The 19,835-nt window shown below is 74.3% G+C and carries 19 protein-coding genes; 5 read left to right on the top strand and 14 right to left on the bottom strand.

What is annotated here, in order from left to right; genetic code table 11:
- Nucleotides 1-449: 449 nt before the first annotated feature.
- Nucleotides 450-725, bottom strand: coding sequence for a hypothetical protein (locus ACYVOO_RS31555; protein WP_461019135.1), 276 nt, complete (start codon nt 723-725; stop codon nt 450-452).
- Nucleotides 726-953: 228 nt separating this feature from the next.
- Here ACYVOO_RS31555 and ACYVOO_RS31550 point away from each other — a divergent pair, with 228 nt between their 5' ends.
- Nucleotides 954-1,595, top strand: a complete 642-nt coding sequence (locus ACYVOO_RS31550) for a histidine phosphatase family protein (RefSeq protein WP_461019134.1) — start codon at nt 954-956, stop codon at nt 1,593-1,595.
- 19 nt (nt 1,596-1,614) lie between these two features.
- On the opposite strand, the gene ACYVOO_RS31545 is transcribed toward ACYVOO_RS31550, so the two are convergent.
- From ACYVOO_RS31545 to ACYVOO_RS31520, 6 genes are all read right to left on the bottom strand, one after another.
- Nucleotides 1,615-3,390: a glycoside hydrolase family 13 protein gene (locus ACYVOO_RS31545; RefSeq protein WP_461019133.1), complete on the bottom strand. Its 1,776-nt coding sequence runs from the start codon at nt 3,388-3,390 to the stop codon at nt 1,615-1,617.
- 354 nt (nt 3,391-3,744) lie between these two features.
- Nucleotides 3,745-4,665, bottom strand: a complete 921-nt coding sequence (locus ACYVOO_RS31540) for a 2-dehydropantoate 2-reductase (protein WP_461019132.1) — start codon at nt 4,663-4,665, stop codon at nt 3,745-3,747.
- 35 nt (nt 4,666-4,700) lie between these two features.
- Entirely contained in the window at nt 4,701-6,338 is a 1,638-nt protein-coding gene (locus tag ACYVOO_RS31535) for an amidohydrolase (RefSeq protein ID WP_461019131.1), read from the bottom strand.
- Between the two features lie 56 nt (nt 6,339-6,394).
- Complete coding sequence (locus tag ACYVOO_RS31530) at nt 6,395-7,579, bottom strand: isoaspartyl peptidase/L-asparaginase family protein (protein WP_461019130.1); 1,185 nt, start codon at nt 7,577-7,579, stop codon at nt 6,395-6,397.
- 164 nt (nt 7,580-7,743) lie between these two features.
- Entirely contained in the window at nt 7,744-8,427 is a 684-nt protein-coding gene (locus ACYVOO_RS31525; protein WP_461019129.1) for a histidine phosphatase family protein, read from the bottom strand.
- 208 nt (nt 8,428-8,635) lie between these two features.
- A complete protein-coding gene (locus ACYVOO_RS31520) occupies nt 8,636-9,208 on the bottom strand; it encodes an HXXEE domain-containing protein (RefSeq protein ID WP_461019128.1) in 573 nt (190 codons plus the stop codon).
- Nucleotides 9,209-9,364: 156 nt separating this feature from the next.
- Here ACYVOO_RS31520 and ACYVOO_RS31515 point away from each other — a divergent pair, with 156 nt between their 5' ends.
- From ACYVOO_RS31515 to ACYVOO_RS31505, 3 genes are all read left to right on the top strand, one after another.
- A complete protein-coding gene (locus ACYVOO_RS31515; RefSeq protein WP_461019148.1) occupies nt 9,365-10,060 on the top strand; it encodes a VanZ family protein in 696 nt (231 codons plus the stop codon).
- Between the two features lie 179 nt (nt 10,061-10,239).
- Nucleotides 10,240-10,845, top strand: a complete 606-nt coding sequence (locus ACYVOO_RS31510) for an Asp23/Gls24 family envelope stress response protein (protein WP_461019127.1) — start codon at nt 10,240-10,242, stop codon at nt 10,843-10,845.
- Nucleotides 10,842-11,282 carry a hypothetical protein gene (locus tag ACYVOO_RS31505; protein WP_461019126.1) on the top strand — a complete coding sequence of 147 codons (441 nt, stop codon included), beginning with the start codon at nt 10,842-10,844 and terminating at the stop codon, nt 11,280-11,282. Before ACYVOO_RS31510 ends, ACYVOO_RS31505 begins: the two co-directional genes overlap by 4 nt.
- Before the next feature lie 105 nt (nt 11,283-11,387).
- On the opposite strand, the gene ACYVOO_RS31500 is transcribed toward ACYVOO_RS31505, so the two are convergent.
- Together ACYVOO_RS31500 and ACYVOO_RS31495 are read right to left on the bottom strand one after the other, a co-directional pair.
- Entirely contained in the window at nt 11,388-12,911 is a 1,524-nt protein-coding gene (locus ACYVOO_RS31500) for a phosphatase PAP2 family protein (protein ID WP_461019125.1), read from the bottom strand.
- Between the two features lie 308 nt (nt 12,912-13,219).
- The gene (locus ACYVOO_RS31495) at nt 13,220-13,666 is read right to left on the bottom strand and encodes a DUF2267 domain-containing protein (RefSeq protein WP_453351117.1); all 447 of its coding nucleotides are present in this window, start codon (nt 13,664-13,666) and stop codon (nt 13,220-13,222) included.
- 272 nt (nt 13,667-13,938) lie between these two features.
- On the opposite strand from ACYVOO_RS31495, the gene ACYVOO_RS31490 reads away from it, so the two are divergent.
- Entirely contained in the window at nt 13,939-14,304 is a 366-nt protein-coding gene (locus ACYVOO_RS31490; RefSeq protein WP_461019124.1) for an ATP-binding protein, read from the top strand.
- Nucleotides 14,305-14,424: 120 nt separating this feature from the next.
- On the opposite strand, the gene ACYVOO_RS31485 is transcribed toward ACYVOO_RS31490, so the two are convergent.
- The 5 genes from ACYVOO_RS31485 to ACYVOO_RS31465 all read right to left on the bottom strand — a co-directional run.
- Nucleotides 14,425-14,898 carry a DoxX family protein gene (locus tag ACYVOO_RS31485; RefSeq protein WP_461019123.1) on the bottom strand — a complete coding sequence of 158 codons (474 nt, stop codon included), beginning with the start codon at nt 14,896-14,898 and terminating at the stop codon, nt 14,425-14,427.
- 110 nt (nt 14,899-15,008) lie between these two features.
- On the bottom strand, nt 15,009-16,373 hold the full coding sequence (locus ACYVOO_RS31480; protein ID WP_461019122.1) for a cryptochrome/photolyase family protein: 1,365 nt from the start codon (nt 16,371-16,373) through the stop codon (nt 15,009-15,011).
- A gap of 3 nt (nt 16,374-16,376) precedes the next feature.
- Complete coding sequence (locus ACYVOO_RS31475) at nt 16,377-17,306, bottom strand: YihY/virulence factor BrkB family protein (protein WP_461019147.1); 930 nt, start codon at nt 17,304-17,306, stop codon at nt 16,377-16,379.
- Between the two features lie 472 nt (nt 17,307-17,778).
- Complete coding sequence (locus tag ACYVOO_RS31470) at nt 17,779-18,807, bottom strand: alpha/beta hydrolase (RefSeq protein ID WP_461019121.1); 1,029 nt, start codon at nt 18,805-18,807, stop codon at nt 17,779-17,781.
- A gap of 106 nt (nt 18,808-18,913) precedes the next feature.
- Nucleotides 18,914-19,835 (bottom strand): thioesterase domain-containing protein (locus ACYVOO_RS31465; RefSeq protein WP_461019120.1); only part of this gene is annotated, 922 nt, incomplete at its 5' end.

Genomic DNA, 19,835 nt, shown 5'->3' with positions numbered 1-19,835 from the left:
ATGTACAGACAGCCGAAAAACCGACCCGCACTTGTCGCCGCCCGAGGAGACACCCCACCGCGGCACCGACCCCCACCACACAGGCACCCCATAACCACGACCGAAACCGAGAATCACGCGGCGCCAGCCGCGTCGCACCGCAACCACACGCCGCGCCGAAGCCACACAGCCGCACCCGGCAACGAAACCCCAAGGCGCACCCAGCGACGCCCCCACTGGCGACGGCGCCAAAAATGTTGTGGGCAATCGTCCCGCGGGCGGGACGGGTGGGCACAACCCGTGCCACCGGCCCGCCACACGCGAACGAACCCCCAAAGGGGCACCCACAACAGGCGCACCCCCACAAGAAACACGCACCCCGTGAGGCGGTCAACGTCGCACCCCGTGAAGCGGCGCAGCCCAGCGAAGGGGGAACCCTGTGTTTCCTTCCGCACCCCGCGAAGGGAGCGTCACCCCTCGAAGCGCGGACCGAGAGCCTTCGAGACCCGTTCCACGCCGACGCGGACAGAGGTGAACCAGTCCGCGTTCGTACCGAGGCACGAGACGTTGAAGTCACGCTCGATGGCGCGGCTTGCCCGCAGGAGCTTCGACGGCGAGGCACCGGGCAGGGTGATCAGCTCGCTCCGGTACGCCAGTTGCTCGTCCGAGGCGGCGAGTTCCTCCCTCAGCCGCCCGCGCACCTTCTCTTCGATCTCTTCCTTGGTGACAACCGCAGCGGAGGTCATCGCGCTCCCCTTTCCCTCTCGCTTCGCCCGGAACGGGTGTGTGGCCGAAGGAACGGCCGCCCCTCGCCCGCCCGGTGGCCCGCGCCTTGCCGCGAGCACACCCGTACCGTTGCCGTGCGGGTGCGGGCCCATGCGGCGCACGCCACGGAAGAGGCGTGAAGGGTGTGAACGCCGGAAAGGGACGGGGGCCCGAGCGGCTGCGTACGGCTGTGCCTACGATCGGTAGCCATGCGTCTCCTCCTGATCCGCCACGGTGAGTCCGCGCACTCACAGCTCGACCTGGTCGCCGGCGAACGCGGGTGCCCCGGGCTGACCCCGCGCGGGCGCGAGCAGGCCCACGCGCTGCGGCACCGGCTGGCCGCCGAGGAGGAGCCCGCTGACGTGCTCCTGTCCAGCACGGTGCCCCGCGCGCACGAGACGGCCCGCAGGCTGGCGCCCGCGCTGCCCTCGGCGACGGGCATCCGCTGCGTGCGCGCCCTGTCCGAGCCGGACCCGGGCGAGGGCGACGGGCTGACCAGGGAACGCTTCGTCGCACGGTACGGCTCGCTCGACCCGCGGGCCGACCCCGACCGGCCGCTCTCGCCCGGCGGCGAGAGCTGGAACGCGTTCGTGGACCGGGTGCGCGGCACGCTGGCCGAACTGCCGCGCCGGTACCAGGGCCGTAAGGTCGTCGCCGTCACCCACGCGGGGTTCATCGTGCGCGCTTTCCTGACACTGCTCGCCGTCCCGCACCCCGGCGCGGGCACGGGCGCCCGCGCCCGAGTCAATCCTGGCCTCGCCTCCATCACGGAGTGGGACTACGACGAGTCGACGGACCACTGGAGCCTGCTGCGCTTCAACGACACCGCGCACCTGCCGAACGGCCGCTGATCCCGCGTCAGCGCCGTTGTCAGTGCGTACGGGCGCGGAACCAGGCCGTCGTCCAGGGCGGCAGTTCCGTCGCGCCGTCGTCCAACGGTGCGGAGGCCAGCAGGAGTTCCGCGTCGGGGTCGGGCAGCGCCCGGGGCGCGTCGGACAGGTTGGCGACGCACTCCCAGCCGTCCGAGCGGCGGAAGTGCAGCACCCCGTCGGCCGTGAGCGACTCGTCGCCCGCCCACGCCAGCGCCTCGTCGGCCACCAGTTCGCGCCGCAGCCGCAGCGCCTCGCGGTACAGCTCCAGGGGCGCGCCCGGGTCGCCTTCCTGCGCCTGGACCGACAGGCTGCCCCAGTCCTCGGGCTGCGGCAGCCAGGAGCCGCCGTCGCCGAACCCGGCTGAGGGGCCGCGGCGTGTCCACGGCAGGGGTACGCGGCAGCCGTCGCGCCCTTTGAGGCGGCCTCCGCTGCGGGCCCAGACCGGGTCCTGGAGGGCTTCGCGGGGCAGCTCCGCGACCTCGGGCAGTCCCAGTTCCTCGCCCTGGTAGAGGTAGCTGGAGCCGGGCAGCGCGAGCATCAGCAGCGTCGCCGCCAGCGCCCGGCGCAGCCCGGCAGCGGGGTCGGCGGCGGGCTCGGTGCCGTCGGAGAGCAGCCATGCCTCGGGGTCCGTGCCCTCGGGCAGCGCGTAGCGGGAGGCGTGCCGGATCACGTCGTGGTTGGAGAGCACCCACGTCGCGGTGGCTCCGGCCGAGCGTGCCTCGGCGAGCGCGGTGTCGATGGAGGCGCGCAGGGCCGGGGCTTGGAGCGGCGCTGCGAGGAAGTCGAAGTTGAACGCCTGGCCCAGTTCCTGTGCCGTCGCGTACGCGGTGCGGCGGGAGTTGCGTACCCACGCCTCGGCGACGGCGACGCACGGCGGGTCGTACTCGTTGAAGACCTTCCGCCAGCCCCGGAAGATCTCGTGCACTTCGTCCCGGTCCCAGAACGGGTGGCTGCCGTCCTCCGGGAGGTCGTCGGGTTCGTAGCTCGAAACGGTGCCGATGTCGCGCAGCGGTTCGGCCAGGTCCTTGGCGAAGCCGTGCGCGACGTCGACGCGGAAGCCGTCCACGCCTCGGTCCGCCCAGAACCGCAGCACGCGCCGGAACTCCTCGCGGACCTCGGGGTTGTCCCAGTTGAAGTCGGGCTGCTCGGGGGTGAAGAGGTGGAGGTACCACCAGCCGTCGGGGAGCCGGGTCCAGGCCGGGCCGCCGAAGCAGGACATCCAGTCGGTGGGCGGGAGTTCGCCGTGCGCGCCCTTGCCCGCGCGGAAGATGTAGCGCTCGCGCGCCGCCGAGCCGGGTGCGGCGCGCAGGGCCTCCTGGAACCAGATGTGCTGGTCGGAGGAGTGGTTGGGGACGATGTCGACCATGACCTTGAGGCCGAGGCGGTGGGCCCTGCCGATCAGGAGGTCGAAGTCGTCGAGGGTGCCGAGGCGGGGGTCGACGTCGCGGTAGTCCGCCACGTCGTAGCCGCCGTCGGCGAGCGCGGAAGGGTAGAAGGGGCTGAGCCAGAGTGCGTCCACGCCCAGGTCCGCGAGGTAGGGGAGCCGGGAGACGAGGCCGGGGAGGTCACCGATGCCGTCGCCGTCGGAGTCGGCGAAGCTGCGGGGATACACCTGGTAGACGACGGCCTGCCGCCACCAGTCCGCGCCCTTGCCCGCGCGGCCTCCCGGCCCGTGGAAGGTGGGGGCGGGAGTGGGGGTGGGGGTGGGGGCGGGGTTGCGGGTGAGGGTGGGGACGGGGGCGGTCGGGGGGCCGTGGCGTCGAGGGTTGGTCACGGTGGGGCCTCTCCGGTGCGGTGCGGTGCGGGTGCTTCGTGGAGGGGATGCGCTGACGGCTCCGGTGCCGCTCGGGAGTGCCGCTCCGGGTGTCCCCACCGATACGTCACCGACTCGCGGAAGGGCGGTAGTGGCGGCGTCCGCAGGGCGCGGCGGGCTCGACGGGGCAGGGGTCATGGGCGGCGCGGTGGGGCAACTGGCAGCGCTGCCACCAGACTTCCCGCGTCGGCGTCCAGCCATGTCCGGCATGTCCAGTCAGCGACGACGGCGGGGCCGCTGGATCCGACGCCCGGCTCCCGCACCGGCTCAGGGCAGGGGGCGGAAGGGTGCGTCCGGGGGCGCGGGCCGACGCCGTCAGGCGCTCTGCGCGCGCAGGTCGCGGTCCACGGCGCGCAGCAGGGTCAGGAGCATCCCGTTGAGCGGAGTGGGGATGCCGTGGCGCTCACCGGCGCGGACGACGGGGCCCGTGATGTGCTCGTGTTCGAGGGGGCGGCCCGCGAGCCGGTCGTAGAGCATGGAGGTGCCGCCGTCGGCCGGGACCCGCTCGTACATGGCCAGGGTGCGGCGCACGTCCTCCTCGCCGATGTCCGCGCCCTCCGCGCGGCCGACCTCGGCCGCCTCGCGCAGGATGTCCCCGGCGAGCTGGTGCATCCCGGGCTCGCCGAGGACGCGGATGCGCTGCTGGAGCAGCGCTGTGACGGGGTTGGCCGCGAGGTTGGTGAACAGCTTGCGCCAGATCGCCGTGGTGAAGTCGGTGACGGGCCTGACCTCGATCCCGCTGTCCGCGAGCAGGGCGCACAGCCCATCGGCCGACGCACCCGCCGGGACGTGGAGTTCGTTGGCGGCGTGGTGCACGATACGGCCCGGCGCGACGCGCTCCGTCGACATGTAGGCGAGCGCGGGCAGCACGTCGGCGCCGGGCGGCAGCAGCGGAGAGACACGTGCGGCGTGGTCGACGCCGTTCTGGACGACGACGACCGTGGTGCCCGGCCCCGACAGCTGACGCAGCCAGTCGGCCGCGCCCTCGGTGTCCTGGGCCTTGGTGGTGAGGAACAGCCACTCGACGGGGCGCTGTTCCTCGGGGCGCGTGGCGAACGACAGGGCCGGACGCAGCACTTGGCCGTCGGTGTGCACCGTCAGCTCGTCCAGAGGAGCGCGCAGGCAGAGGGTGACGTCGTGGCCCGCCTCGTGCAGGAGCGCGGCGACGAGGCCGCCTATGCCGCCGCCTCCGATCACCGCCGTACGCGCCGGAGTGGTGGTGGGTGCAGGATTCATGCATCGCATCGTAGGACGGCCCCCGCACGGCGTGTTCACGCGCGGTGTGTCACATGGCCGCCCGTCATCGTCAGGCGGACGGGCGCTTCGGCGAGTTCGTCGGGCGGGCAGGTGACCGGGTCGAGCGCGAGGGCCGTGAGGTCGGCGCGGCAGCCGGGCGCCACCCGGCCCGCGTGCGCCTCCTCGCCCGCTGCGAGCGCGGCGTGCGAGGTGCAGCCCTCCAGCGCCATGAGTCCGGTCAGCGCCTGCTCGGGCCCGACGGGTGGGGTGCCCGGCTCGCCCGGCAGCCGACGCAGCCGGGCAGCGGCCATCACCCGGCGCGGGTCGTAGTGCGCGATCGGCCAGTCGGAGCCGAGCGCCAGGACGGCGCCGCTGTCGCGCAGGTCGCGGCAGCGCCAGGCCCGTGCCGCGCGTTCGGCGCCGATCCGCCGCGACCATTCGTCGGTGTGGTCGGCGCGGGTGTACGCGGTGTGCGTCGGCTGCATCGACGCGGCGACGCCGAGCGGCGCGAAGCGGGCGATCTGGTCGGTGGGCAGCGTCTCGATGTGCTCGATGCGGTGCCGCCCGCGCTGTCCCCCGCCGAGCCCGGCGACCGTGTCCAGCACATGCCGTACCGCCGCGTCGCCGATGGCGTGCGTCGCGGTCCGCACGTCGGCGCGGGCCAGGTGGCGCACGGCGCGCGCGTAGTCGCGCGGGTCGGGCCAGAACGCGTGGGTGCCCTGGCCGTGGCAGTCGGCGTGCTCCAGCCACGCGGTGCCGCCCTCGACGGTGCCGTCCATGAAGAACTTGACGCCCTCGATCCGCCAGTGCCGGCCGCCCCTGCCCTGGAGTGCGACGAGGTGGTCGAGTGCTTCGGCGCCGTCGCCCGGCATGCACCAGGGCGCGATGCGCAGCCGCACCGGCAGCACACCGGCGCCCTCCTCCCCCTCCTCGATACCGGAGAGCAGTGCGGGCACGTCCTCCTGAAGGTCCATCACATGGGCGCCCGTCAGCCCGGCGGCTGCCATCTCGCGCAGGGATGTGACCAGTGCGGCCCTGCGCTGCTCGGGGGTCGGGCGCGGCAGCACGGGCCGGAGCAGTTCCATGGCCGCGTGCTCGACGAGGTGGCCCGTCGGGCGCCCTTCGGCGTCGCAGACGACGGAGGCGCGCTGGTCGAAGTCGCGGGGCCCGTCGATGCCGGCGGCCTCCAGCGCTGGACCGTTGACCAGGGCCGAGTGGCCGTCGTAGAGGCGGATGAGGGCGGGCGCGCCGCCGAGCGCGTCCTCGACGAGGTCCCGGTGCACGGGGCGCCCGCCGAACGCGTTGTGGTCCAGGCCCCACGCCTGCACCCACGCACCGGGGCGCGCGGCGCGGGCCGCGTCCGCGAGAGCCGCGCGCAGCGACGGCAGGTCGCGGCAACCGGACAGGTCGGCGCCCGTGGCCATCTCGACGCCCCAGACCGGGTGGCTGTGGCTGTCCACGAGGCCGGGGACGAGGGTGGCGCCCGCGAGGTCGAGCACGGTGGTGCGCGGGCCGCGCCAGTCCCGTACGTCGTGTGCCTCGCCCACGGCGGCGATCCGCCCGTCCCTGACGGCGACGGCGCTCGCCCAGGGCCGCTCCGGGTCGAGCGTGCGGACGCGGGCTCCGGTGAGGACGGTGTCGGCGGCGGACTCCCGGTGTGCGGGTGCGGGCACGGGGTTTCTCCTTGTGTGTGTGGGGGGTGCGGTGTGGGGCCGCGGGCGCTCGGTGCTCAGCTGTTGGGCGGGGCCTCGTCCGGGAAGATCTTGGTGGTGATGTCACCGTCCTCAGTGAGATACCCGTGCAGCATGCCGGGGCTGCTGTGCGGTGCGTCGAACTCGCCGTCGCGGTCCAGCGCGATCACCCCGCCCTCGCCGCCCAGTTCCGGCAGCCGCTCGATCAGCACCTCGTAGGCGGCGGGGGCCAGGTCCTTGTCGCCGAACTCCATCAGGTGGGAGATGGCCGAGGTGGCGGCGCCCCGGATGAAGACCTCGCCCGCGCCGGTGGCGCTGGCCGCGACCGTACGGTTGTCGGCGTACGTACCGGCGCCGACGACGGGTGAGTCGCCGACCCGGCCCGCCATCTTGTTCGTCAGCCCGCCGGTCGAGGTCGCGGCGGCCATGTCCCGCTCACCGTCCACGGCGACGGCGCCCACGGTGCCCTTGGTCGCTGACCCGCCGTCCGTACCCTCCGCTCCCCGCCCGTTCTTCTTCTCGGCCGCCTTGGCCCTCATCAGCTCGTCCCAGCGCTTCTGCGTCCAGTAGTAGTCCTGGGTGACCGTCGGCAGGCCGTTGCGGGCCGCGAAGTCGTCGGCACCCTCCCCCGCGAGCATCACGTGCTTGGTCTTCTCCATGACCAGCCGGGCCGCCGATATCGGGTTGCGCACATGCCGTACGCCCGCGACCGCGCCCGCCGCCAGGTCGGAGCCGCGCATGACGGAGGCGTCGAGTTCGTGGCCCGCGTCCTCGTTGAAGACGGCGCCCTTGCCCGCGTTGAACAGGGGGTTGTCCTCCAGTTCGCGTACGGCGGCCTCCACGGCGCGCACACTGTCGCCGCCGCGCCGCAGCGCCTTCTGGCCCGCGCGCAGCGCTTCGGTCAGCCCGTCGCGGTACGCCTTCTCCTGCGCGGGGGTCGTCTCGTCCCTGTCCAGTGCCGTTCCGGCGCCGCCGTGCACGGCGAGGACGACGTCGTGCGCGTCGGGCTCGGCCTTGCCGGGACGCTTCTCCGGGGTCCTCGGGGTCCTCGGGGTCCTCGGGTTCGCCGGGTTCTCCGGCCCTTCGCGGACGGCGGTCGTGGTAGCGGCGGCGGCCCGCTCGGGGCCCTGCCCGCCGGACTGGGGCACGACGATCAGCGCCGCCGTGAGCGTCGTCGAAACGGCCAGCGCCGGGAACAGCCAGGAACGGGGACGTACGCGCATGAGCCCTCCTCGTCATGAGGGCTCGGCAGCCCTCCGGGGACCTCGAACGCGAGCACCCTACTGCCGACGCTCCCTCAGCACACCAGGGCAACTCCGGCCCCGTGGCGGCCGGTCGGGCACACCCGCCACGTGCGCTCCCCGCGTGGCCGTGGCCCCCGCCCCGCTCAGTTCGGCGGCTGCGGGTCCGTGACGACGTGCGCCGCGGCGCCGTCCGCGCCCGCGTCCTCGACCCCGGGGCCGCCGATGGCGACGCCGGTCCACGAGAGCGCCCGCCACTCCTTGCCGGGCTCGCCCTCCAGGACGACCACGCCGGTGTTGCTCAGCGGGTGCTCGGCGGCGAACGTCACGTCCACGTTCCAGGCACGGGCAGCGGTCCACATGCGGATGGCCGCGCCGTGGCTGACGAGCGCCGCCGTCCCCGTTCCTGAGGCGGCGACGGCCGCCTCCTCCACCACCTCGTCGAACCGCCCCAGCGCCTCGGCTCCGCTCTCCCCGCCCGGCATCCGCAGCTCCGTGTCCCCCGCCGACCAGGCGAAGGCGGTGGTGAGATACGCCTCGATCGCCTCCTCGTCATTGCGCATCTCCAGCTCACCCGCCGCAAGCTCCCTGATCCCGTCCCTGACGACGGGCGTCAGGCCGCGCTCCGCCGCGAGCGGCGCGGCCGTGAGCTGAGTGCGGGTGAGCGTGGAGACGTACAGGGCCCCGACGTCCTCGGCGGCGAGGGCGGCCGGGAGCGCCGCCGCCTGCCGCTCGCCGAGCCCGGTGAGGCCGGGCCCCGGTGCGGCGGTGTCGAGGGAGTGGGAGAGGTTCGAGGTGGTCTGGCCGTGTCGGATCAGCAGCAGGCGCATGGTGCGGGTGGGGCTCCGGTCTCGTGGGAGTGCAGGGCGGCAGGTTCAGGGGGTGGGCGCCGCGCTCGGGGTGCGGCGCCACACGCGTCCCGTCTGCCGACCGTAACCCCACGTCGCCCCTCGCACCCGGCCGGGGAAGCCCTGACCTGCGCGGCGAGTCCCGCCCCGCCCGCCGGGGCCCCGGTGCCCGGGGGCCGCCGCCCGGCCGTCAGCCCCGGCGTCGCGTGACCCGCCCGGCCACGGCGTGCGACGCCACCGTGACGAGCCCCGCCATGGCGAGCCCGCCCATCGCCTCGCGCACGCGGGTGGCCCGCAGCACCCCGGCGCGCCGGAGCCTGCCGCGCGCCCAGAGCGTGAAGGAGAGCACCACCAGCGGGGTGGTCGCCACCCCTGGCGTGTATCCCCGTACCGCGGCGGCCTGCGCGAGATGGACGACTCCGTGGAGGCCGAACCCGGTGAGCGTGGACTGGTAGAAGCCGGACCTGCCGCCCGTACGGTGTCCGTCGGCCGCCGCCGCGGCGACGACGAGGCCCACTCCGCTGACCGCCACCGCGAACTCCCGCGCGTCGACGCCCTCCAGTGCGCGCCATACCCGTTCCGGCACCGACGGCAGGCGCTCGCGCAGTTCGGGCAGCCGGGCCGCGATCCAGCGCGGGCCCGTCGCGACCTCCTCGGCGTCGTGCGCCGCCCACGCGGCGAACAGCCCGAGAGTGACCCCCGCACCGACGCCTCCGGCGGTGCCTCCGTTCCTGGATGTCCCCCTGAACGCGCAGTCTGGCACGGCCAGTTGACGTATCCGGGGGAGGGCCTTCCGGCCCGGCCGCTCTCGACCCGCTGGGCATGGTCATGGCCAACAGGGGTAACGCGTGGCATGGAACGCCGACACCGACACCGGGGGTGCCTGATGGCTCGCACGGTCCTGAACGGCAAGGCGACGATGACCTCCGGAGGCCCGCCCGAGGAGCACGGCTCCGGGACCAGGGCCAGGTCCAGGGCCGGAGCTGGAGCTGGGCGGCGCGGCGGGGCGCCCCTCCTGGTGCGGGTGCTGGCGATGCTGGTGGCGTTCGCCGGGATGGTGGCCTTCGCGGTCGTCTTGTCGCGGCTGACGCTGGAGCCCTCGGCCGCCTCCGAACGGTTCACGCACAGCAACCTCCACCCCGGCGACTCGATACGCGCCTACCTGGACCAGCCCGCCTTCCGCGACACGGTCAAGCAACTGGGCGGCAACATCCTGCTGGGCGTGCCGTTCGGGCTCCTGCTCCCGGTACTGCTGCCGCGCGCACGCGGCCTGCTGCGGGTGACGCTGGCCACGGGGCTGGTGATGCTCGCGGTGGAACTGGTCCAGGGCACGCTGGTCACCGGGCGCGCCTTCGACATCGACGACGTGCTGCTCAACAGCGCGGGCGCCGTGCTCGGCTATCTGCTGCTGGGCCGCAGGCTGGGCCGTGCGCTGCACCCGCCGCGCCGCCACTGGTGGAACCGCCGCACGCGGCCCGACGGGAGGACGAAGGCCGCCAGGCCCGCGAAGGCGGACAGGACGGGCAGGGCGGGCAGGACCGGCAGGACGGGCAGGGCGGGCAGGTTTACGGGGTGGCTTTCGCGGCACCCCGGGGGCTCGCGCTCCACCGAGTAACGCGCACCGCAGCACCTCTCCGCAGAGCCGTACAGAGCCGTACAGAGCCGCACGAGGAAGGGCCGGGTCGACGGGACACGTCCCGCCCGGCCGTCACAGGGGCCCGCGAGAGCGGCACCGCGCACCGCGCAACGCACAGCGCGCGCACTGTCCGGGCCCCGAGGAGCGAGGAGACAGCCATGGCCCCACAGACACCACCACCGTCGGTCAACGACCCGCAGGGCGCGGGCACCAGCGCCTCGGAAACGGGCGCAGTACCCGGCGTCCCCGGCATCCCTGAGAACCGCCGCACCGGCACCACCGGAGGCGGCGGCAACGCGGGAGGCGGCACGCTGCGCAAGTCCGGCGGCAGCGCGACGACCGTCCAGGAGAGCGCGCCCGGCGCGGACACGCCGCCCGCGACCCGTGGGCGGACGAGCATCGCGGACGGCGTCGTCGAGAAGATCGCCGGTATGGCGGCCCGCGAGGTGCCCGGCGTCCACACGCTCGGCGGCGGGCTGGCACGGCGGCTCGGCGCCGTACGCGAACGCGTCCCCGGAAGCCGCCCCGACGTGGCACAGGGCGTGAAGGTGGAGGTCGGCCAGCGGCAGACCGCGATCGACGTCGACATCGTCGTGGAGTACGGGGTGCCGATCGCCGACGTGGCTGCGGCCCTGCGCGAGAACGTGATCGCGGCCGTCGAGCGCATGACGGCGCTGGAGGTCGTCGAGGTCAACGTCTCGGTCATCGACGTCCGGCTGCCCGACGACGAGGCGGAGGAAGAGACCGAGACCCGCGTGCGGTGACGGACGAACCCACCACCCCCGCTCCCCCGCCCGCGCATCCGGTCCCGCCCGCGCCGACGTCCCCGCCCGTGCCCGCACCCGCGCGTGGCGCGACCGTGATCGCCGAACGGGTCGTCGGCCGCGTCGCCGCGCGCGCCGCCGAGGAGGCCGTCCAGCGGTGGACGCGGGAGGACCGGGGGCCGCGAGGCCGGACGGACGAGGCTGACGGGACGGACGGGACAGGCGCCAGGGGCCGCGCCGTCGTGCGGCGCGGCCGAGCCGTGGTCACCGTGCGCCTCGCCCTGCCCTACCCCGCCGACCTCGCCGCGCTCTGCGCCGCCGTACGGCGCCATGTCGCGGCGCGCACGGCACTGTTGACCGGCATACCGGTCGCCTCGGTCCGGGTCCGCGTGGACCGCCTCGTCCCGGAGGAACGGTCGGCCCGAAGGGTCCGCTGAACGGACGGCCGCCGGGTCCGGGCGGCCCACAGCACGCGCCCGTCGGACCAGCGCCGGACCACCGCGTCGGACGCCCCCGTCAGAACACTCCGTCGGAGCACCACGTCAGACCGCGCTGTCACCCCGCGCCAGCGGGCCCCCGCTGAGCCACTGCGGCAGGGGCCGGTAGACGGTGAGGGCGCGGTCCTCCTTGTCGAGGAGCATGTCCCGGGGCGCGGGGGCCGTCTCGCCGTCGAAGGCGCAGATCGTGCCCTCGGAGATCCCCGTGATCCGCAGCCGCCGCCCGCGCGCGGCGGCGTGCACGGGCGAGCGGTGCAGCAGCCCCGTCAGCGCCGCCGCGACCAGCCGGGTACGGGCCCAGTGGCCGCCGCGCACGACGTGGATGTCGAGCATGCCGTCGGACAGGTTGTAGCGCCTGACGGATCCCGTGGCGAAGCCGTTGTACGAGCAGTTGCCCACGAACAGCAGCCACAGCGAGCGCTTCCTGCCGTTCACCGTCGCCTCGAACGGGCGGGAGGTGCGCAGCACGTGCAGCGCGGCCACCACTCCGGCCGCCCAGGGGCCGATGCGGCCCGCCCAGCGCTCCCGTACCTCCACGAGTTCGCCGTACGAGCCCAGGCTGAAGGTGTTCAGGAAGTGTCCGGGCGTCTCGTCGCCCTCGGCGCTGCCGGGGCCCGGGCTGAAGCGGGCGAGGTCGACGGCGACGGCCTCGCCGTTCTCGACGGCGCGCGCCGCGTCGGCCGAGGCGTGGATGCCGAGGTCCTGTGCGAGGTGGTTGTACGTGCCGCCCGGCAGCACCGCCAGCGGCACCCCGTGCTGCTGCGCGAGACGGGCCGCCACGTTGACGGTGCCGTCGCCGCCGAACACGCCGAGCGCGCCACCGGACTCGGCCGCCTTCTGCGCCGTCTTGTCCAGCACCTCGGACAGCGGTCCCGACTCCGGCTCCCACATCATCAGCTCGGCCTCGGGCAGCGCGCCGCGCACCTCCTCCGCGAAGGCGGCGGAGCCGGAGCCGGGGTTGACGACGACGGACAGGCCGCCGCCTTCGGGCAGCGCGGGGGCCTCCACGAGCGGCTGCGCGGGCGGGATCTGCGGGCGGCGCGCGAGCACAGCGCGTACGGTGAACGCCGTCGCCGCGCCTATGGCGACGCCCGCGAGGACGTCGCTCGGGTAGTGCACGCCGGTGTAGACGCGCGAGAACGCGACGGAGGCCGCCACCGGCGCCACCGCCGCTCCCCAGCCCTTCGACTCCAGGGCCACGCCGGTCGCGAACGCCGCAGCCGAGGCGGAGTGGCCGGACGGGAAGGAGGTGGTGCGCGGCTGGCGCTGGAGCTGCCGTATGACGGGAACGGCGTCGAGGACGGGGCGGTTGCGGCGCACCGACCACTTGGCGACGGTGTTGACCACCGCCGAAGCCGCGGCCAGCGAGGCGAGTCCGCGCACCGCGCCGCGCCGGGCGCGCGGGCCCCCGATCCCGGAGACCACGATCCCGGCGGCGACACCCATCCACAGCTTGTTGTGGTCGGCGCTGCGGCTCAGCCGTGGCAGCACGCCCTCGGCCTTCGGCCAGTCGCGGGTGGCGACGGCGCGGAAGGCGGCCTTGTCCCATGTGCTCAGTCGTCCTGGCATAGGGCTCGCCCTACCCGCCATCGGCGTTTCCTCACGTGTCGTCGGTGGTCCCGGCAGTGCCGTTGGTCACGGCGGCTCCGGTGGTCACGGCGGCTCCGCCGGTCCCGGCGGCCCTGGTGGCCACGGTGGTTTCCCTGGTCCGCCCGTCCCGCTCACTCCATCATCCGGCGCCCCGGCGACCGCCTGCGGGCGCGGGTCCGGCCGAAGCAGACTCTCCTCTTCCTGGGAGGGTCTCCTCTTCGGCCACCCCGATCCAGGCCAAGTACGGACCGTCGCCGCGCGGCGGACGCCGCCCGGCACGGCCCGGCTCAGCCGGGCTCGGGAAGGCCGAAGAGGGCCGCGTGGCCCGGCGGGAGCCAGTCCAGAATGCGGCGGATGAGCTTGTCGTCCGCTCTCTCCGCGATGACGGAGAGCACGGCGTCCGCGTCTCTGCGGGCGGTTTCGGGGCTGCCGCCGTGCCGGGTGCCGACCTTGTCCAGGAAGACCTGGAACGTCAGTGGCTCGCTCCCCGGCGGCGGCCCCTTCATCGCTCCCGGAGCCGTCGAGGACGGTCGGGGCGGGGCGGACGGGGCAGGGGTGAGCAGGGGTGCGCAAAGTTGCGGGAGAAATGTGGCGAGCCGCGCACGGTCCTCGTCCACGAGGTGCGCGCCGAGGGTTTCGAGCACGGCCTGCGTGGCACCGGCCGCCTCCTGAAGGGTCCGGTAGTTCCCCCGTTCGCGAATCTGCTCCAGCAACGCCTCCAAGCTCATATCCATGGGCGCTCCTTGTGGTGACGGTCTCGGGCATTCTGCCCATCGGTCCGAGGTCTCAAGACGCGACACGCTAACCCGGACCGTCCGCGAAAGCCTCCGGCGGGGAGGGGCCGGGGCACTTCCGCGGCGGTCCGTAGGGCACGATGGCGTTAGCTGACGGCATGTACGGGCATGCGCCCCAGGGACGCACCGCAAAGGATCGTCGTCCATCGAGTGGAGTGAGAAGCATGCACGCCCCGGAGACCACAGCACAGCGTGGGACCGGACCTCGTCCTGTGCCCGGCCGCCCTGGCACGGCGGCGCAGGCCCGTGATCTCGCACGCGACTTCCTGCACGCGCTCTCCCCGCAGCCGACCCCGGAAACCACGGACACCGTGCTGCTCGTCGTCTCGGAACTCGTCACCAACGCGCTCCGGCACGCCGGAGGACTCACGTCCCTGAAGCTGTACGCGGGCAAGGGGACCGTCGACGTCGTCGTACGCGACCCGTCGGCCACTCCCCCGCACGAGCGGCCCGCCGATCTGAAGGGGGCCTCGGGTGGTTTCGGCTGGCCGCTGGTCCGTCATCTGGCGGCCGAGGTGGCCGTGACCCTCTCGCCGCCGGGCGGCGGCAAGAGCATCCGCGCGACGCTGGCCCGCTGACCGCCGCGCCCCGCGTGGCGTATGGCGCATGGCGCATGGCGCGTGGCGGGCGCATGCCAACGGCCGGTGTGGTGGCCGCGTACCGGTCGGGTACGCGGCCACCACACCGGCCGTCGACGGTCAGGCGCGGCGGAGCGGGGAGCTGAGCTGCCTGACCAGGTCCCGGGTACTGTCACGGCGGCCCCAGGCGATGAAGGAGACGACCGCCAGCGTCACCAGCGGGCCCGCCAGCATGCCGCTCTTCAGCACCAGGACCTCGCTGATGGCGGCGCCCACCATCATCAGCGCGAAGGCGCAGGCCGCGGCACCGGCCAGGCGGGGGATCAGGAGGGCTATCCCGCCGACGAGTTCGGCGGTCGCGATGAAGTAGAGGAACCAGTCGCCGACTCCGAACTTGGCGAACGCCTCCACGGTCTCCTCGCTCGCCAGGTACTTGATCACCGCGCCGTTGAACATGAGCGCGGCGGTGAGGATCTGGAACGTCCACAGCGCGATGTTCGTCTTGCGGCCGGGCCTGGCCGCGGTGCTGGGAGCGGGGACGTCGGAAGGGGAGGATGCAGGGGTGGCGGCCGGGTCGAAGGTCGGCGATGTCATGGCGGTGTCCTCTCCAGGGCGTGTCGTGCCGTCGAAGAAGAGACCTGGGACACACGGAGAACTCATCGCCTCATCGCCCGCCGCGCGGAGAAAAACCGGCCGCGGCGCGGTCAGTCCAGGCCGCGTGCGCGGCGGAAGCGGGCCAGGCCGTCGGCGAGGTCCACGAGGGGCTCCGGGTAGTCGAGCTTCTCGCGGCGCTCGGCGGGCAGCTTCCAGGGCTGGTGGACGGCAGACCCCTCGACGCCGGCGAGTTCGGGCACCCAGCGCCGCACGTACGTGCCGTCCGGATCAAAGCGCCGGGCCTGCGACAGCGGGTTGAGGACCCGGTTGGGGCGGGTGTCGGTGCCCGTGCCCGCCACCCACTGCCAGTTGAGCTGGTTGTTCGCGACGTCCCCGTCCACCAGCAGTTCCAGGAAGTGCCGGGCGCCGACGCGCCAGTCCACGTACAGCGTCTTCGTCAGGAAGCTCGCCGCCAGCAGCCGCCCCCTGTTGTGCATCCACCCCTCGTGCCGCAACTGCCGCATCGCCGCGTCCACGACGGGATACCCCGTACGCCCCTCCCGCCAGGCGTCGGCCTCCTCGCCGTCGCCGCGCCAGTCGTCGCGGTGGCCGCGGTAGTCCTCGTGCGAGGACGCGGGCCGGGCCGCCAGCACCTGATGGTGGAAGTCACGCCAGGCCAACTGCCGTACGAACGCCTCGGCACCCGCGCCGCCCGCCGAACGCGCCCGGTGCACGAGTTCGACGGGCGAGAGCGTGCCGAAGTGCAGATGCGGCGAGAGCCGCGAGGTGGCGTCGCCCGCGAGGTCGTCGTGCCGGTCCTCGTACGCGTTCAGCGGGCCCTTGCGCCAGGCCGTGAACCGCCTTCGGCCCTCGCTCTCGCCGCCCTTGGCCACCCCCGGCGATGCACCCTTCACCCCGGACCGCGCGGGCACCCGCGCCGACCGCACCCCCTCGGGCACCCGCACCACGCGCGGCGCCCCCATGACCGAGCGCTGCCCCTCCCGCTCCCAGCGCCGGAAGTACGGGGTGAAGACGGCGAAGTGATCGCGGCCCTGCGGGGTCACGGCGCCCGGCGGGAGCGCGGTGACCACGGCGTCGTGGACCCGCAGGCGGTGCCCCTGCCCCTCCAGCTCCTCGCGCAGCCGCTCCTCGCGGCGCAGTGCGTAGCCGCTGACGCCGCCCGCGACGTGGATGTCCCGCGCGCCGGCCTCCGCCGCGACCCGCGCCGTCTCGGCGACGGCATCCCCCTCGCGCACCACCAGCCGCCCGCCCCGCTCGCGCAGGCCCGCGTCGAGATCGGCCAGGCAGTCGGCGAGGAACGCGCGACGGTTGGGCGCGTCGAATCCCGCGGCCCGCACCCCCTCGTCCAGGACGAACAGCGGCACCACCTCGTCCGCGCCCGAGAGCGCGGCACGCAGCACGGGGTTGTCGTGCAGCCGCAGATCGGCGGTGAACAGGGCCAGGGCGACGCTCATGGGCTACTCCTGTGCGCGCCGCGTGTGCTCCGTGTGCCGCGTGCTCTGTGCGGGCGGCACGGACGGTATGCACGGCGCGTCCGATATGGGTTCGTCACCCCCGTTCCTACCGGCATCGGGCTCCCCGGCGGGGGACGCCACGCGCGTCAGCTCGGCGTTGAACTGGGCGCCGGTCAGCAGCGCCAGGTTCGAGAACCACAGCCAGATGAGGAAGACGACGACGCCCGCGAGCGAGCCGTACAGGCGGCTGTACGCGGCGAAGTGGGAGGCGTACAGCGCGAAGCCCGCCGAGGCCACCAGCCACAGCAGCACGGCGAGGACCCCGCCAGGGGCGCCGTGGTACATCGCGCGGGAGACCGGCGGGCCCGAGCGGAAGAGCACGAGCACCAGCAGCGCCACCAGGCACAGCAGGAAGGGCCACTTCAGCAGGGACCAGGTGGCCGCACCCGCATCGCCCGTCCCGAACCAGCCGCCCAGCGTCCGCGCCAGCGGCCCGCTGACCACGAGCACCACGGCGCTGGTGACCAGCAGGGCCAGCAGCGCCAGGGCCGTCAGCACGATGAAGTGCGCCTTGCGCAGGGCCGGGCGGCTGTCCTTGACCCGGTGCATGCCGTGCAGGGCGCGGCGGAACACGGCGAGATAGCTGGAAGCCGACCACAGCGCGCTGACGGTGCCGGCGCCCGCCAGCAGCCAGAACGCGGACCGCTCGTGCGCCATGTCCTCCAGCGCGCCGCGCAGCGCGTGCCCCGCGTCGGCGGGGGCGAGGGACACGATCTGATCGATGAGGTCCTGCGTCGCCGCCGGGCTGGCCAGGCCGATGAGGGTGACGGTCACCAACAGCGCGGGGAGCAGCGCGAGTATGGCGTAGTAGGTGAGGGCCGCGGCCCAGTCCGAGACGTCGTCGTTCCAGATGGAGGCCGGGGTGCGGCGCAGGGCGGCGCGATAGGCACCCGGCGCGGGCTTGAGCGGCGGGTGCGGCGCCTGTGCGGGGGTGGCGGCGCGGCGGAGGACGCGGCGGGCGGTCTCGCGGCGGCCGGCGAGATCGGAGCCGGGGGCAGGGGCGGACGCGGGGCCGGTGGCCGCCGTGTCACCGGCACCCTCCGCCGTACGCTCTCCGCCCGCGCCCGCTCCGTTCTCGCTCTTCTCCCCGCCCGCGTCCGCTCCGTCCGCGTTCTTCTCCTCGCCCGCGTCCGCTCCGTCCGCGTTCTTCTCCTCGCCCGCGTTCTCCCCGTCCGCCCGTTCGCGTGTGCTCGCCGACTGCTGCCGCGGCCCGCCGAGGACCCTCACCTTGCCCGCCCTTCCGCAGGGGACGACTCACATGTCCTGCTCCGCCCCTGCACCTACCCGGCATCAGGCGAGCCACGATACGGGTGGGAGATCGTCCTCCGCCTCCGTCCCGAGGCTGTCAGCCTCGAGACGGAGACGCGGGCAGCCCCAGGCCCTTGGCCAGCTCGGGCCAGGAGTCGTGGAACTCCCGCTGCCAGTACGGCCACGCGTGCGCGCCCCCGGTGTAGAGATCGACGGTGGCGGGGATGTCCAGGTCCTCCAGACGGTTGGTGAAGGACTTCGTGGTGGGCCACACGGAGCTTTCCAGGATCTTCCCGTCCAGCGGGTCGTCGTCCCCGCCGCCGACGATGCCGGTGCCCGCCGAGATGTACAGCTCGGTGCCCCGCAGCTTCTCGGCCTGCGCGTACGGGTCGCGGGCCTTCCAGTTGTCGCTCTGGAAGAGGGGGCTGCCCCACATGGACAGCGGGCTGAGCAGTTCGCGGGCCACGATCGCGAAGAGGAGGGTGGGTACCGAGGGGAGCCGGGTGTGCAGGATGCCGCTGTAGGCGGCGGCTGCCCCGAACATGCCGGGGTGCCGGGAGGCGAAGGCCATGGCGCCGTAGCCGCCGGTCGACACTCCGGCGACGGCACGCGCGTCGCCCGCGCGGTAGCTCGCCTCCAGGATCGCGGTGACCTCCTCCAGGATGAACGCCTCGTAGTCGGGGCCGCCGCGCCCGCTGTTCCACCAGGCGGTGGGGATGCCCGTCGGGCCCGACTCCGGCATGACGGTGATGACGTCCTTGTCCGCCGTGAAGCTCTCGATGTCCGTCTCGCGCGTCCAGGACGTGTAGTCGTCGTGCGCTCCCTGGAGAAGGTAGAGGACGGGCCAGGTGCGGTCGGGCCGGTCCTTCCACCCAGTGGGGAGCAGCAGCCGCACGGGCAGGGTCTTGCCCACGGCCGGTGACTCGACCTTCAGCTCGACGGTGCGCTCGTCCGTCCACTCCTCGGAGACCACACGGGCGCCGCCCGCGACCGTGGTGCCGACAGCCGAGGGCCCGCCGGTCCTGCCGGAGGTGGCGGAGGCGGCGGACTCGCCGCCCGGCGCGCCGGAGGCGGTGACGGGGAGGGCACCGAGCCCCGCCGTCGTCACGAAGACGACGGCGAGCACGACGGCGCGGGAGCGGCGCGGCGCACGGTGCCGGCCACGGGTTCTGGGAACCGGGCACGGGGACGAAGACGGGGACGGGGACGGGGCTGGCCGGGGCATGGCGGGGTCACCCTTCGAGGTAGGCGGTGAGGTGGCGGGCGAGGGTGTCGACGGCGGGCGGGTCGAGCAGGGAGAGGTGGTGCCCCTCCACGGGCACGACGGTGAGGTCGGAGCAGTACGCGTCCCAGCCCAGCGCCTCGTCCGTGCGCGTGTACCGCTCGTCCCGCACGCTGTGCGGCGCCTCCTGCGTCGCCCGCAGCAGGAGGGTGCGTCCTCCGTACGGGTGAGGCGTGTGCCGCTCGCCGCTGCGCAGGTCGAGGTACGAGGTGCGCTGGTGCTCCAGTACGGCGGCGGGCGGGTCGACGGCCTGCTCCAGCGCCTTGACGACGAGATCGACCTGGCCCGCGTCGTCCATGAGCGCGAGTTCCTCGTACGGGAGGGGCAGCGGGTGCCCGTACGTGGCCTCCACGTACTCCGCGAAGGCCGCGAACCTGCGGCGTGCCTCCGCCAGCGGCGGCAGCCCCGGTGCGGGGAGGGGCAGCACCGTGTCGATGAGGACGAGCGCGCGCACGGTGCCGCCCGCCTCGGTCAGCAGCCGCGCCGTCTCCTGCGCGAGCAGCCCGCCGTAGGACCAGCCGCCCAGCGTCCAGGGGCCCTCGGGCTCGGCCTCGCGGATGACCCGGGCGTACTCGTGGGCGCGTTCGGAGACCGAGGGCAGCTCGGGCAGCCGCTCCAGGCCGACGCAGGGCCGCCCCGGTCCGGGGGCGCCGAGGCGCTGGGCCAGGGGGCGGTAGACGGCGGTGGTGCCGCCCGCCGGATGGGCGAGGAAGAGGGGCGCTCGTGCGCCGCCCCCCGGCAGCGGGCGCAGGATGCCGGTGCTGGTGCCAGTACCGGTCCCCGTACCCTTCCCCGTGCCCGTGTCCTCCAGGTACGGGCGCAGCCGTTCGGCGACCTTCTCGACTGTGGCGGGGCGCCGCAGCAGGGCGACG

This window comes from Streptomyces daliensis, assembly GCF_054782395.1.
Note: the sequence above shows the minus strand (reverse complement) of the source record. Positions and strands in the feature narration are given on the sequence as shown.

Bases quoted from the DNA above. Each gene is read 5' to 3' on its own strand.
- ACYVOO_RS31500 (WP_461019125.1), bottom strand. From the start codon at position 12,911: ATGCCAGGACGACTGAGCACATGGGACAAGGCCGCCTTCCGCGCCGTC.
- ACYVOO_RS31530 (WP_461019130.1), bottom strand. From the start codon at position 7,579: ATGCGCGTACGTCCCCGTTCCTGGCTGTTCCCGGCGCTGGCCGTTTCG.
- ACYVOO_RS31515 (WP_461019148.1), top strand. From the start codon at position 9,365: ATGACCTCCGGAGGCCCGCCCGAGGAGCACGGCTCCGGGACCAGGGCC.
- ACYVOO_RS31495 (WP_453351117.1), bottom strand. From the start codon at position 13,666: ATGGATATGAGCTTGGAGGCGTTGCTGGAGCAGATTCGCGAACGGGGG.
- ACYVOO_RS31480 (WP_461019122.1), bottom strand. From the start codon at position 16,373: ATGAGCGTCGCCCTGGCCCTGTTCACCGCCGATCTGCGGCTGCACGAC.
- ACYVOO_RS31555 (WP_461019135.1), bottom strand. From the start codon at position 725: ATGACCTCCGCTGCGGTTGTCACCAAGGAAGAGATCGAAGAGAAGGTG.
- ACYVOO_RS31525 (WP_461019129.1), bottom strand. From the start codon at position 8,427: ATGCGCCTGCTGCTGATCCGACACGGCCAGACCACCTCGAACCTCTCC.
- ACYVOO_RS31550 (WP_461019134.1), top strand. From the start codon at position 954: ATGCGTCTCCTCCTGATCCGCCACGGTGAGTCCGCGCACTCACAGCTC.
- ACYVOO_RS31510 (WP_461019127.1), top strand. From the start codon at position 10,240: ATGGCCCCACAGACACCACCACCGTCGGTCAACGACCCGCAGGGCGCG.
- ACYVOO_RS31485 (WP_461019123.1), bottom strand. From the start codon at position 14,898: ATGACATCGCCGACCTTCGACCCGGCCGCCACCCCTGCATCCTCCCCT.
- ACYVOO_RS31540 (WP_461019132.1), bottom strand. From the start codon at position 4,665: ATGAATCCTGCACCCACCACCACTCCGGCGCGTACGGCGGTGATCGGA.